General features: G+C 49.9%; 10 protein-coding genes and 1 riboswitch. Of the genes, 2 read left to right on the top strand and 8 right to left on the bottom strand.

The features are described from left to right. Positions 1 to 65: 65 nt before the first annotated feature. Entirely contained in the window at positions 66 to 224 is a 159-nt protein-coding gene (locus tag PGS38_RS03170) for a hypothetical protein (protein WP_158565022.1), read from the bottom strand. Positions 225 to 333: 109 nt separating this feature from the next. On the opposite strand from PGS38_RS03170, the gene PGS38_RS03165 reads away from it, so the two are divergent. After that, positions 334 to 1,251 (top strand): metallophosphoesterase family protein, encoded by a 918-nt coding sequence (locus PGS38_RS03165; protein ID WP_270475909.1) that lies wholly within the window; start codon positions 334 to 336, stop codon positions 1,249 to 1,251. Between the two features lie 148 nt (positions 1,252 to 1,399). Here the strand turns inward: PGS38_RS03165 and dapB are convergent, their stop codons facing one another. The 3 genes from dapB to PGS38_RS03150 form a co-directional block, all read right to left on the bottom strand. Next, positions 1,400 to 2,161 (bottom strand): 4-hydroxy-tetrahydrodipicolinate reductase, encoded by a 762-nt coding sequence (gene dapB / locus PGS38_RS03160; protein WP_270475908.1) that lies wholly within the window; start codon positions 2,159 to 2,161, stop codon positions 1,400 to 1,402. A 35-nt stretch (positions 2,162 to 2,196) separates the two neighbouring features. Then, the gene (gene dapA, locus PGS38_RS03155; RefSeq protein WP_022461866.1) at positions 2,197 to 3,087 is read right to left on the bottom strand and encodes a 4-hydroxy-tetrahydrodipicolinate synthase; all 891 of its coding nucleotides are present in this window, start codon (positions 3,085 to 3,087) and stop codon (positions 2,197 to 2,199) included. A gap of 152 nt (positions 3,088 to 3,239) precedes the next feature. Then, a riboswitch (Lysine riboswitch) is annotated at positions 3,240 to 3,414 on the bottom strand. A gap of 55 nt (positions 3,415 to 3,469) precedes the next feature. Further along, positions 3,470 to 4,099 carry a single-stranded DNA-binding protein gene (locus tag PGS38_RS03150; RefSeq protein ID WP_055220802.1) on the bottom strand — a complete coding sequence of 210 codons (630 nt, stop codon included), beginning with the start codon at positions 4,097 to 4,099 and terminating at the stop codon, positions 3,470 to 3,472. A gap of 405 nt (positions 4,100 to 4,504) precedes the next feature. On the opposite strand from PGS38_RS03150, the gene typA reads away from it, so the two are divergent. Further along, on the top strand, positions 4,505 to 6,334 hold the full coding sequence (typA, locus tag PGS38_RS03145) for a translational GTPase TypA (protein WP_177269638.1): 1,830 nt from the start codon (positions 4,505 to 4,507) through the stop codon (positions 6,332 to 6,334). Between the two features lie 87 nt (positions 6,335 to 6,421). Here the strand turns inward: typA and PGS38_RS03140 are convergent, their stop codons facing one another. From PGS38_RS03140 to rpoC, 4 genes are all read right to left on the bottom strand, one after another. Further along, positions 6,422 to 7,513 (bottom strand): polysaccharide deacetylase family protein, encoded by a 1,092-nt coding sequence (locus tag PGS38_RS03140; protein ID WP_117761431.1) that lies wholly within the window; start codon positions 7,511 to 7,513, stop codon positions 6,422 to 6,424. A gap of 380 nt (positions 7,514 to 7,893) precedes the next feature. Continuing rightward, a complete protein-coding gene (locus PGS38_RS03135) occupies positions 7,894 to 9,108 on the bottom strand; it encodes a hypothetical protein (RefSeq protein ID WP_118660028.1) in 1,215 nt (404 codons plus the stop codon). Between the two features lie 21 nt (positions 9,109 to 9,129). Beyond that, a complete protein-coding gene (locus PGS38_RS03130) occupies positions 9,130 to 9,366 on the bottom strand; it encodes a hypothetical protein (RefSeq protein WP_055266947.1) in 237 nt (78 codons plus the stop codon). A gap of 308 nt (positions 9,367 to 9,674) precedes the next feature. After that, positions 9,675 to 13,400, bottom strand: coding sequence for a DNA-directed RNA polymerase subunit beta' (rpoC, locus tag PGS38_RS03125; protein WP_117510453.1), 3,726 nt, complete (start codon positions 13,398 to 13,400; stop codon positions 9,675 to 9,677). Between the last annotated feature and the right edge of the window lie 26 nt (positions 13,401 to 13,426).

Raw genomic sequence — 13,426 nt, 5'->3', positions numbered from 1 at the left:
TATTCGAAACTCTCTGCCTTTGATCTTATCATAACATGCTTTTTCTGTCAGCAGGTTTTTCGGAATCAGATGGGATACTTATTGACCAGCTTCTTAAATTCCGCCACAGACACTGCCATACAGTCGGCGGCATCCTGAATGCTGATCGTTCCTTTTTTTAATAAATTTGATAACACCTCAAGTTTGCCTTTTTCAATGCCTTCCGTTTTGCTGTCTTCCATCATTTCATCAATTGCCTGGCTTATATTTTTATAAATTGCGTTCCTTCTCACCATTTGATAAAATCAAGACAGTATCTCGCATTTTATGATTTTGACATAGAAAGGAAAACACATGAAATTAGCAGTAATCAGTGATCTTCATGGGAATTATTATGCACTCTCGAAGGTGATGGAGTTTCTTCGCAGGCAGCAAATTGACGGTATCATCGGGCTGGGGGATTTTGTGACGGATGGGCCGTTTCCGCAGAGGATGATGGGGGTGCTCCGCGAAATGCAGGAGGAGTTTCCGTGCTATCTGGTGCGCGGCAACCGGGAGGAATATCTGCTTGAGAATCTCTGGCAGCCGCAGAACTGGAAGGCGGGTTCTTCGACGAGCGGGCTTCTGGATTACACGTTTCGGAATCTTACCGATCAGGATCTAAAATTTTTTGAGCAGCTGCCGACAGACGGTGTTCTGATTGGAAAGCTGGATGAAGCCGGGAAACTGGTTCCCGTTTTTGTGCCGCAGGAAGAAGTTACACCGGACACCTGCCGTGAATCCCTTTTCCCGGCACTTCGGCTCTGCCACGGCGCACCTGGTGAAATCCGAGGGAATTTCGGGCTGCATCCGGAGCTCCTGCTTTCTCATCTGGAAAATCTCGATGCCTCCATCCTGCTTGGCGGCCACAGCCACAAGCAGGAACAGAAAGAATACGCAGGAAAAACGTATCTGAATCCAGGATCTCTTGGGCTTGCGCTTGATGATGTCGGCGGCCATGCGCACTTCGCAATTCTGACGTTGGAAAACAGCACATGGCAGATCGAATGTTTTCAGATCCCCTATGATCTCGAGGGCTATCTCGCCGAGTTCGACCGTGCCGAACTGGAAACCCACGGCAGTGTACTTGCCCGCTCCTTAAAGCGGACGCTGACCTGCGGTATCAATTACTTTTATCTCACGGTAAAACGGGTGCGGGAACTTGCGGATGCACTGGCGCTGACTGATCTTGACGAAGAGCTCTGGGAAAAAGCGGAACGGGAGCTGAAATAGATTTTTTGACAGAGGAACGTATTCCTATTACGCTGCATAAGTGAAAAAACTCATTGGCTAAAACAGAAAAGCAGCTCGAAAGAAGGCAGGCTGTGCAACTGCACACAGCCTGCCTTCTTTTTTATCTTTTCTATTTCCTGCTTCTGCCTTACTTCGCGGCAATCACATCCTGCATATCATACATACCGGCTGGCTTTCCAGCCAGGAATTTTGCGGCCTCTACAGCACCTTTTCCAAAAACTCCCTTGGAATATGCCCTGTGGGACAGGGTAACAACCTCGTCCGGGCCTGCGAAGATGACGTCGTGATCTCCGACGATGGTGCCGCCGCGTACAGCAGAGATTCCGATTTCTTTCGAGTCACGCTGCTCGTGGCGCTGGCTTCTGTCGTATACGTAGTGGTACTGGTTGTCCATTGCCGCGTTCAGGCTGTCTGCCAGGGCGATGGCGGTTCCGCTTGGAGCGTCGCATTTCAGTTTGTGGTGTTTCTCCACGATCTCCATATCAAAGCCTGCTTCGGCAAGCACTTTTGCAGCTGCCTGTACCAGTTTCATCAGCGTATTCACACCAAGGGACATATTTGCAGAGCGGAGAACCGGGATTTCTTTGCTGGTCTCCTGCACTTTTTTGAGCTGATCCTCGGTGAGGCCTGTGGTGCAGAGGACGAGTGGAAGTTTTTTCTCCTTGCAGGCATCGAGCAGTGCGTCGGCTGCCTTGTAGGAAGAAAAGTCAACGACTACGTCTGCCGGAACATCGCATTCTGCCAGGCTTTTGAATACCGGATAATCGTTCTGGCCGTTGTCGTTCATATCGATTCCGGCTATGATTTCTGCATTTGCATCTTCTTTTACCAGGCCGGTGATGACCTGTCCCATATGGCCGTTGCAGCCATGCATAATAATTTTAACCATTGTCTTTTTCCTTCTTTACTTCGTGTATTCTTAACTTAAGCCAGTTTGATTCCAAAATCTTTCATAGCCTTTGCCAGGCGCTCCTGGTTCTGCGGCTCCATCTCGGTCAGCGGCAGACGAAGCGGTCCAACCTCTTTGCCCATCAGGTTCAGCGCTGCTTTTACCGGAATCGGGTTTACTTCGCAGAACAGCGCATCGATGAGCGGCAGTGCTCTCAGCTGGATTTCTCTGGATCCGGCCACATCGCCGTCGAGGAATTTCTGTACCATGTCGTGGGTCTCACGCGGTGCTACGTTGGAAAGAACGGAGATTACACCGCTTCCGCCAAGGGAAAGGATCGGCACAACCTGATCGTCGTTTCCGGAGTACAGATCGATCTTTCCATCGGTCAGCTGCATAATTTTTGCGACCTGGGAAATGTTTCCGGAAGCCTCTTTGACTGCAACGATATTCTCAACGTTGTTGAACAGATAGACGATCGTTTCCGGTGCAATGTTTACGCCGGTTCTGCCCTGAATGTTGTAAAGGATGACCGGCACTTTGACGCTGTCTGCGATTGCGGTAAAGTGTGCAATCAGGCCCTTCTGTGTTGCTTTATTGTAATACGGAGAAACGAGAAGAAGTCCGTCCACGCCGTATTTTTCTGCTTCCTGAGACAGATAAATTGCTGTCTCCGTGCTGTTGGAGCCGGTTCCTGCAATTACCGGGATTCTGTGATTTACTTTTTCCACGGTATATTTGATGGCATCCAGATGCTCCTCATGGGACAGGGTCGAAGCCTCACCGGTGGTTCCGCAGATAACGATGGCGTCAGTTCCGCCGGCGATCTGCTCCTCAATCAGTTCTCCGAGTTTTTCGTAATTCACTTCCTGTGTTTCGGTCATCGGTGTGATAATTGCAACAGCTGCACCTTTAAAAATAGACATTCTCTTTTCCTCCTGTATGTTGTGTCAGATAAAACCATAAGAAATCAGTCGCCGGAGCTTATCTCCCACGGAAAATTTCACTTTCCGTTTAAAAAAAGAGGCGCCTCATCCCAGATAAGATCGCCTCCAAATTCACACATACGCAGTATCTATGATCAGATAGCTCTCCATCTCTCGATGACAGTCGCAGATTTTTTCAACCTGCGCCCAGGAGCATACCGGTTCAGCGCCGGATGTCCTTCGGCATTCTTCCCTTTTCCTCTTCTTCTTTTGCTGCTGAGGCATCCGAAAAGGTACTCTTGAAGTAATGCGACCTCTATCCACTTCAGTTCTGCTTTTACTATAGCATCATTAAATTTTCTTGTCAACAGCGGATCGCGCTTTAACTCTCACTATATTCCAGCTTGCTCACCGAAACCTCATATGCGGTCCGCTTTTCCATTTCCGTCTCGCTCAGCCGCTTCATATATTCCCGGCTCTGGATCCGTCCCCAGATGAGAACGTGGCCGCCCACGGCAAACGCAGAGGCATACCGCGCATTCCGTCCCCAGCAGATGCACGGGATATAATCTGATTTTCCATACGGACGGTTGACCGCGATCAGAAGGTCGGCGATCTCTCTTCCCAGAGGTGTTTTCCGGTAGACCGGCGGTTTACATATGTATCCATCGAGGTAAATCTGGTTGGATTTGACGGAATCGTCCTCTTCCTCCACGAAACTTAATTCCCGCGCAAATACGGAGAGTACCAGACGGTTCTTCTTCTCCTCGTGGCGGTTGTAGGACCGGAACTGACCGCTGATGCAGATCCACTCACCCTGGTAATCCTGTGATACGTCCACCAGCCGCTCGGAGACCATCACCGGAATGATGTCCTGCGATTCACTCAACCGCTTGACCATCACATCGACGAGGTAAAAGCCCTCTCCGAATACCTGATGGCTGAATGTAAACGGGGAGACAATCTCTCCCATGATAACCACCTGATTGTTTTCAATCATCTTGTCTGCCATAATGAAAATCCCCTTCCTTTGTCTTTTCTTTCTGAATATTGATTTCTGATCGGTACTTTGCTGATCTATAATCCTAATGTATGAACCACATTTCTTTTTCAGAACCACTTTTTTCCAGATTTTTTTATTTCTATTCAAATCAGCATTCTGCCCAATTTTTTGTATATGTTTCTGTAAAAACCGCACCACATGCTTCGTATTTTCTACCATTGCAATACAAAAAATGTCACATCTTCCCTGTTTTTTTTCTCTGTTCTGTGCTATAATAGTTCAGATAGGCAGGCATCCAGCAGAGACAAAACGGCAAGGCACCTGCCTTTGTGCTGTGATAAACATTCCCGGCCGGCTTGAAATTTTGAAAAATTGAACCCGGCAGGGTCAACCCATAGGAAGAGGAATGAAGAAATGAAAACAACGAGAGAAGATGTAAGAAACGTTGCCATCATCGCCCATGTCGATCATGGTAAAACTACACTGGTAGACGAGCTTCTGAAACAGAGCGGCGTTTTCCGTGCCAATCAGGAGGTTCAGGAACGTGTCATGGACTCGAACGATATCGAGCGTGAGCGTGGAATCACCATTCTTTCCAAAAATACAGCAGTTTACTACAAGGGAACGAAAATCAACATCATCGACACCCCAGGCCATGCGGACTTCGGCGGCGAGGTTGAGCGAGTTCTGAAAATGGTAGACGGCGTTATTCTGGTTGTAGACGCATTCGAGGGCGCTATGCCGCAGACCAAATTCGTGCTGAAAAAAGCACTTGAGCTGAATCTTTCCGTTATCGTCTGCATCAACAAAATCGACCGCCCGGAGGCACGCCCGGACGAAGTTATCGACGAAGTGCTCGAGCTTCTGATGGACCTCGATGCATCTGACGAACAGCTTGACTGTCCGTTTCTGTACGCATCCGCAAAGATGGGTCATGCAGTACTCGATCTGAACGACACCCCGAAGGATATGACACCTCTGTTCGAGACCATTCTGAAATACATCCCGGCTCCGACCGGCGATCCGGAAGCTGGCACACAGCTTCTGATCAGTACCATCGACTACAACGAATACGTTGGACGTATCGGTGTCGGCAAAGTTGAAAACGGAACGATCCGCGTGAACCAGGACGTTATGCTGGTCAACCACCACGATCTGACCAAGAAGAAAAAAGTAAAGGTCAGCAAACTGTATGAATTTGACGGACTGAAAAAAGTAGAGGTTACTGAGGCAGGCATCGGTTCTATCGTTGCTGTTTCCGGTATCCCGGATATCCACATCGGAGATACTCTCTGCGGCGATCTGGACAACCCGGTTTCCATCCCGTTCCAGAAAATCTCCGAGCCGACTATTTCCATGAACTTCATCGTAAACGACAGCCCGCTGGCCGGTAAAGAAGGTAAATACGTAACTTCCCGCCACCTGCGTGACCGTCTGATGCGTGAGCTGAACACTGACGTTTCTCTCCGCGTCGAGGAGACTGATTCCGCAGACTGCTTCAAGGTTTCCGGCCGTGGTGAGCTGCATCTGTCCGTCCTGATCGAAAACATGCGCCGTGAGGGATATGAGTTCGCAGTAAGTAAGGCAGAGGTTATCTACAAAGAGGACGAGCGCGGACGCAAACTCGAGCCAATGGAAATCGCATACGTTGACGTTCCGGACGAGTTCTCCGGTACTGTCATCCAGCTCCTCAGCGAGCGTAAAGGCGAGCTTCACGGCATGAGCCGCGCAAGCGATGGTTCCACCCGTCTGGAGTTCGAAATCCCGGCACGAGGCCTGATTGGTTTCCGTGGAATCTTCATGACCTCCACCAAAGGAACTGGTATCCTGAACACCGAGTTTGAAGATTACGCACCGTACAAGGGCGACATTGAATACCGCAAACAGGGTTCCCTGATTGCTTTCGAGGCAGGCGAGTCCGTTACCTACGGTCTGTACTCCGCACAGGAGCGCGGTACTCTGTTCATCGGACCTGGCGAGAAGGTTTACGCCGGTATGGTTATCGGACAGAACGGTAAGGCTGAGGATATCGAGCTGAACGTCTGCAAGACGAAGCACCTGACCAACACCCGTACTTCTTCTTCCGACGAGGCACTGCGTCTGACTCCGCCGAGAATCCTTTCCCTGGAGCAGGCTCTGGACTTCATCGACAAGGACGAGCTTCTTGAGGTTACTCCGGTTTCCTTACGTATCCGTAAGAAAGAGCTGGATTCCAGACTTCGTAAGAGAGCGGCAATGAAATAAATTTTCATAAAATGACATAAGAACCGCCGGTTCACTCTTGATTTGAGAGTAAACCGGCGGTTCTTTGTCGTTTTTCTATTCTGTTTTCTATTCGTTTGTCGTTCCGCCATGGAAGCCGTAATACGTCTCTCCCGCTGCAAGATCCACGCCGTTTGCCGCTGCAAGAGTATGAATCGTGACAAGCTCATACCCGCGGTTGATCAGCTCCGGCACGATCGTTGCACACGATTCTACGGTCGTCTCGTGGATATCATGCATCAGGATAATGTCTCCCGGGCTTACACTGTCGAGAACGGCGCTGATGTTTGCCTGTACATTTTTTGTCTGCCAGTCCAGGGTATCGACATCCCACATGATGCTCGGGCGGCCGATAGATGCGAGCAGTTCATCGGTGCTGTTTCCATACGGGAAACGGATGACAGTTGCACCCTGTCCGTTGTTGTACTGGGCGATCAGATCATCCGTCATCTGGAACTGGGCAAGGCCGTCGTCGGTGCTCAGTTCTTTCATATTCGGATGCGCATAGGAGTGGTTTCCAAGCTCACAGCCGATCGCCGCCATGCGCGGGATCACATCTGCACCGTATTTTTCCACATTGCTGCCGAGCATAAAGAACGTCGCCTGTGCCCCGTACTGCTCCAGCGTATCGAGAAGCGTGCTGGTATAGACGCCTGGGCCGTCATCAAAGGTCAGGGCTACCATCATCGAGCCGTTGCGGTCTGGCTGGTAAACACCCTGGTCATCAAAGTAACAGCCTTTTCCGCCGATCGCTTTCCAGCCGGTCGCCATGTAACCATTGGAATCAAAATGGTACTGGTTTCCGTCGATATCTGCCCAGCCGTTGACGTAGTACGTTGTGGCATCCGTTGCGTACCACCAGCCCGACGAGCTGTACTGCCATCCCGGCGTCTCATTCGGCGGCGTGGTCTCCGCAAGCTTCTTAATTCCCGCATTTCCCGATCCGTCCTCCGCCTCCGGCGCCGTCTCGCTCACCGTCTTTGCGGCTGTGTCATTACTCAGTACAATTCCTTTTTTCGCAAGCTGCGCTCCCGCAAATTTCCAGATAAGCGCAAGAAAAAGAAGGCCGATTACCACACACAGGGAAATCCGTGATACTTTCTGCATCATCTGTCTGCGGCGCATCTGCTTTCTTCTCTGTTTCAATGATTTTCTTTCCATATGATCTGTTTATACTCCATCGTCCCGCCCCTTTGCGGAACTTTCTTCCATCGTAACACAAACGTTTTTCGACATTTTTCTACTTACTATCATAACGTGATCTGACCTAAGATGCAAGGCACAAATTCTTACATTTTTCCACTTCTGGTAAATTAATGTTTATCGTTTCTTAACATCTTGTCACAAAAAAAGAGTGACTCTGCACCCATGGTAAAAGCGGATACAAAATCACTCTTTGTCACTCTCTTTTAAAAAACCTGGTTTCTTTCTGGTGCTTTGCCACCAAATCACAGGTCTTTCACCTGTCCAGCCTGATTATCCTCTCTGCTTAAGAGTAACTGCAAAGTTTTAACGTTGCCAGAACAACGGAAGCAAACACCTTATGCCTCATGTCCTATTTTAGTCAGGAAATCGCTGCCCATCACCCATTTTTCGTTTTCCAGCGTCACAACGGACTCGAGTTTCCAGGTGACGGTCTCTATTTTGGTTTTGCGGAAGAAATGGAGGAAACGGGTTCGTCGCTCGATCGCAGCGGTCACGTTGGTTTCGATCTTCATCTGGTTGGATTCGTTGGTTACGGTTGTGGAGACGCTGCTCACGGTGATGCTGGTGATTCCGGTGTTGGTGTCGCTGTTCAGGTAGGCATCGCAGAGCTGCTGGTACTGTTCTTTGGCGGTTTTCTGTACGGCGGTGTCGGCGGAAAATTCATTTTTGATGGTGCTGAAGGATTTTCCGGCGGCTGCGGCTGTGAATACCTTGTCCAGGGACTCTTCTGCGCGGTCGGCGATGGTTTTGCCGGTGGAATCGTTGAGTTTTAAATCCGGCAGGAATTCCATGCTGCTGTTGTCCTGCACGAGGACGATCTCGCGGTATGGGTCTTTCTGTTTTTCGGTCAGTTCAATGGTGTGGCCGCCGAGGAAGAGATACGGGATTTTGTAGATGCTGACGTTATCTGCTGTCTCTTTTAAATACTTTTTCCCGACCTGCACGCCGTCCAGATAGAACGAGGCATCCGCCGGGACGGTGATTTCGACATCCGTCACGCAGCTGTCTTTCGGCACAACGTACCACTCTTTGAAGTTCCATTTTACGGTATCCCCGACGGCGATCTCCAATGTTTCTTCCTGCGAGTCGCTCATGCCTTTTAACGTGTACCGCACAGTATAAATCCTGTTTTCCCCGGTCTCAAGATTCTGTTTTCTGCGCATGAAAAAGCTCTTGATCTCCGGTGTTTCCTGCCCGTCAGTGCCGTCCTGTTTTGCTTTCCAGGTCATTGCATTGACGTAGTTCTTCCGCGACAGAAACGTGCTGTCCGGGAACTGGCATACATCGTATGCACTGTTCCAGTCTCCTGCCAGGCATGCTTCCACATAATTCCGTCCTGCCGCCTGCGGCGCATACAGATACGCGCCTGCCATAAAAAATACGGCGCACAGAATCAGAAACAGACTGAGATTCACGATCAGAATCCGCAGACTCATCGGCAGATCACGAAATTTTGCCGCCCGTATTTTCACAGAAAGCTCCGTCGTCTCTTCTCCGTCTTTTTCCACATGGCGGAATCTTTTTCCTTTTCTTTTCCACTTCTGGAGCATAGTTTACCTCATCTTTTCCTCTTATTTAGACTGTTCTTTCACCGCATACGTATGCACCCGGTCGCTCTTCTGGCTGTATGCCTCTCCCTCGGAATAATACTCCTCCGATGTCGTGGAAAAACGCGTAATCGTCTCTTTCACACGCTCTCCCGCCGTTTGCTGGTGGAGAAACAGCGCTGCAATCATCAGAATCACAAATATATCCAGAATCAGTACCGCCGCATTTGCCACGATGCCAGGTAATTTTTTTATCCACATAGGCTTCCCTCTTTTCTGTCTCCATTGTAACAAAATGCTCCCGAAAACACAAGGAAAGCAGAGACCCCGGCGAACCGAAAATTCTCTGCTTTTCACAAATGACATATTTATTTTTTAACCTTGTTTCAATCCACAGTCGGTAATTTCACAGAGTCTGACATGTCAGCAGAATGCTGACTGTGGTTTGCCTCATGTCAGTGGGGGATACCGATTTCTCTCCGCCCGCCACTGCCGTTAACTTTCTTATTTGCAATTCATCTCACCACCTATAGAGGTGGGAGAATCCTTGCTATTATTTGTTGAAGGGTTTACTCCTCGGTATCATCCTTTGACGGAATCATTTCCTCAAAGTCGAAGTCGAGCATCGGCTCTTCCTCTTCAGCTGACGGCTCTTCAACCGGAGCTTCTGCCATCGGAGCTGCCGGAGCATCGTCCTCAAGATCTTCGGTCAGAATCAGATCCTCGTCCTCTTCTTCCTCGATCATGCTGTCGGTATTCAGATGAATGTTGCTGTAGCACTTCATACCGGTACCGGCCGGGATCGGTTTACCGATGATAACGTTCTCTTTCAGGCCTACCAGATGGTCAACCTTACCCTTGATAGCAGCGTCGGTCAGAACCTTGGTGGTCTCCTGGAAGGATGCTGCGGACAGGAAGGAATCGGATGCCAGGGATGCTTTTGTGATACCAAGCAGTACCTGTTTTCCTTCTGCCGGCTCTTTGCCTTCTGCGATCAGAGCTTTGTTGGTCTCGTCGTAATCCAGGAAGTCTACCATGTCGCCCGGAAGGAATTCGGTATCTCCGTTCTCCTCGATGCGGATCTTCTTCAGCATCTGGCGAACGATAACCTCGATATGCTTATCGTTGATTTCTACACCCTGCAGACGGTAAACTCTCTGTACCTCGCGGATCATGTAATCCTGAACGGCACGTACACCTTTGATCTTCAGGATATCGTGCGGGTTGACAGAACCTTCGGTCAGCTCGTCTCCGGCTTCCAGAACAGTTCCGTCTGCGATCTTAATACGGGATCCGTAAGGGATCAGGTATGTCTTGGATACGCCGTCTTCCGGATTGGTAACAACGATTTCGCGTTTCTTCTTGGTGTCTTTGATCTGTGCAACACCGGCGATTTCGGTGATGATGGCAAGTCCTTTCGGCTTTCTTGCCTCGAAAAGCTCCTCGACACGAGGAAGACCCTGTGTGATATCTCCACCGGCAACACCACCGGTATGGAAGGTACGCATGGTCAGCTGTGTACCAGGCTCACCGATCGACTGTGCTGCGATAATTCCGACAGACTCACCAACCTGTACTGCCTCGCCGGTTGCCATGTTGGCACCATAGCATTTTGCGCAGATTCCGTTACCGGAACGGCAGGTAAGAATGGTACGGATTTTTACTTTTGTATAATGCTCACCGTTCTCGTTGATGCCGTCTTTGATGACACGGGCAGCACGTTTCGGGGTGATCATATGGTTTGCTTTTACAATGACGTTGCCGTCCTTGTCTTTGATCGTCTCGCAGGAGAAACGGCCTGTGATACGATCCTGCAGACTCTCGATCTGCTCTTTTCCGTCTGTGAACTCGCTGACCCACATACCCGGAATTTCGTCCTTGCCCTCGGCACAGTCGATTTCACGGATGATCAGGTCCTGAGAAACGTCTACCAGACGACGGGTCAGGTAACCGGAGTCGGCGGTACGAAGCGCGGTATCGGACATACCTTTTCGTGCTCCATGTGCGGACATGAAGTATTCCAGTACCTGAAGACCTTCACGGAAGTTTGACTTGATCGGCAGCTCGATGGTATGTCCGGTTGTATCGGCCATCAGTCCTCGCATACCGGCCAGCTGTTTGATCTGCTTATCGGAACCACGGGCTCCGGAGTCAGCCATCATGAAGATGTTGTTGTATTTATCCAGTCCGTCGAGCAGTGCTTTTGTCAGCGCATCGTCGGTCTTCTTCCAAGTATCTACAACCTCTTTGTAACGCTCTTCGTCTGTAATCAGACCACGTTTGAAGTTTCTTGTAATCTTGTCTACCGTTGCCTGTGCTTCGGCGAGCATCTCCGGCTTCTGCGGCGGCACGGTCATATCGGAAATGGATACGGTCATGGCTGCACGGGTGGAGTATTTATATCCGGTTGCCTTGATATAGTCCAGAACCTCTGCGGTTTTGGTAGCTCCGTGTGTATTGATGACTTTTTCCAGAATCTGTTTCAGCTGTTTCTTTGCAACGAGGAAATCAACCTCAAGCGCAAGCTCGTTACCCGGAACCGTACGGTCTACGTATCCCAGATCCTGCGGCAGAATCTCATTGAAGAGGAATCTTCCGAGTGTGGAGCTTACGTTCTGCTGCATTACAGTACCATCTTCCATCTCTTTTTCGCAGCGGATGGTAATCTTGGTCTGCAGGGTAATGTATCCGTTCTCGTATGCCAGGATGGCTTCGTTCATATCGCGGAAGAAGCTTCCTTCGCCCTTCTCGCCCGGACGCTCCTGTGTCAGATAGTAGATACCAAGAACCATATCCTGGGAAGGAACGGCTACCGGACCACCATCGGACGGTTTCAGCAGGTTGTTCGGAGAAAGAAGCATGAAACGGCACTCTGCCTGCGCTTCTACAGACAGCGGCAGATGGACAGCCATCTGGTCACCGTCGAAGTCGGCGTTGAATGCGGTACAAACCAGCGGGTGCAGCTTAATCGCTTTACCTTCTACCAGAATCGGCTCGAACGCCTGGATACCCAGACGATGCAGGGTAGGGGCACGGTTCAGCATAACCGGATGCTCTTTGATGACGTCCTCGAGAACGTCCCATACCTGCGGCTCGAGTTTCTCGACCATTTTCTTTGCATTTTTGATGTTATGTGCAGTGCCGTTGGAAACCAGCTCTTTCATAACGAACGGTTTAAACAGCTCGATTGCCATTTCTTTCGGCAGACCGCACTGGTAAATCTTCAGTTCCGGTCCTACGACGATAACAGAACGGCCGGAGTAGTCAACACGTTTACCAAGAAGGTTCTGACGGAAACGGCCGGATTTACCTTTCAGCATGTCGGACAGAGATTTCAGAGGACGGTTTCCAGGACCGGTTACCGGACGGCCGCGGCGGCCGTTGTCGATCAGGGCATCAACTGCCTCCTGGAGCATACGTTTCTCGTTGCGCACGATGATATCCGGTGCACCGAGCTCCAGCAGTCTCTTCAGACGGTTGTTACGGTTGATGATACGGCGATACAGATCATTCAGGTCGGATGTTGCAAAACGTCCTCCGTCAAGCTGTACCATAGGACGCAGATCCGGCGGAATAACCGGAACCGCATCAAGAATCATCCACTCCGGACGGTTTCCGGACTCACGGAATGCCTCAACAACCTCAAGTCTCTTGATGATGCGGGCTCTCTTCTGTCCGGTAGAATCTTTAAGACCTGCCTTTAATTCAGCAGACTCTTTTTCCAGATCGATTGCCATCAGAAGCTCTTTGATGGATTCCGCACCCATACCTGCACGGAAGCTGTTTCCGAACTCCTCTCTGGCATCCTGGTATTCTTTCTCGGTCAGAACCTGTTTGTACTGTAATTTGGTATCGCCTGCATCAAGAACGATGTAGTTTGCGAAATACAGAACCTTTTCCAGAGTTCTCGGAGACAGATCCAGGATCAGTCCCATACGGGACGGAATTCCTTTGAAATACCAGATGTGGGATACCGGAGCTGCCAGCTCAATGTGTCCCATACGCTCACGGCGCACACTGGATTTTGTTACTTCTACGCCGCATCGGTCGCAGATTACGCCTTTGTAGCGAATTTTCTTATATTTACCGCAATGGCACTCCCAGTCTTTGCTTGGTCCGAAGATTCTTTCACAGAACAGACCGTCTTTTTCCGGTTTCAGCGTTCTGTAGTTGATGGTCTCCGGTTTTTTTACCTCGCCATGGGACCACTCCCGGATTTTCTCCGGGGAGGCAAGTCCTATTTTGATGGCATCAAAGCTCATCTGGTAATTTTCTTTTTTTGCTGTTTCTGGCATTTGATTACCCCTTTCCTCGCAAAGCG

Origin of the sequence: Fusicatenibacter saccharivorans, from assembly GCF_027667425.1 — a bacterium.
GTDB classification, from domain to species: Bacteria; Bacillota; Clostridia; order Lachnospirales; family Lachnospiraceae; genus Fusicatenibacter; species Fusicatenibacter saccharivorans.
The sequence above is the reverse complement of the archived record's forward strand: the minus strand, read 5'-3'. Positions and strand labels throughout refer to the sequence as shown.

Bases quoted from the DNA above. Each gene is read 5' to 3' on its own strand.
- PGS38_RS03170 (WP_158565022.1), bottom strand. From the start codon at position 224: ATGATGGAAGACAGCAAAACGGAAGGCATTGAAAAAGGCAAACTTGAG.
- PGS38_RS03165 (WP_270475909.1), top strand. From the start codon at position 334: ATGAAATTAGCAGTAATCAGTGATCTTCATGGGAATTATTATGCACTC.
- dapB (WP_270475908.1), bottom strand. From the start codon at position 2,161: ATGGTTAAAATTATTATGCATGGCTGCAACGGCCATATGGGACAGGTC.
- dapA (WP_022461866.1), bottom strand. From the start codon at position 3,087: ATGTCTATTTTTAAAGGTGCAGCTGTTGCAATTATCACACCGATGACC.
- PGS38_RS03150 (WP_055220802.1), bottom strand. From the start codon at position 4,099: ATGGCAGACAAGATGATTGAAAACAATCAGGTGGTTATCATGGGAGAG.
- typA (WP_177269638.1), top strand. From the start codon at position 4,505: ATGAAAACAACGAGAGAAGATGTAAGAAACGTTGCCATCATCGCCCAT.
- PGS38_RS03140 (WP_117761431.1), bottom strand. From the start codon at position 7,513: ATGGAAAGAAAATCATTGAAACAGAGAAGAAAGCAGATGCGCCGCAGA.
- PGS38_RS03135 (WP_118660028.1), bottom strand. From the start codon at position 9,108: ATGCTCCAGAAGTGGAAAAGAAAAGGAAAAAGATTCCGCCATGTGGAA.
- PGS38_RS03130 (WP_055266947.1), bottom strand. From the start codon at position 9,366: ATGTGGATAAAAAAATTACCTGGCATCGTGGCAAATGCGGCGGTACTG.
- rpoC (WP_117510453.1), bottom strand. From the start codon at position 13,400: ATGCCAGAAACAGCAAAAAAAGAAAATTACCAGATGAGCTTTGATGCC.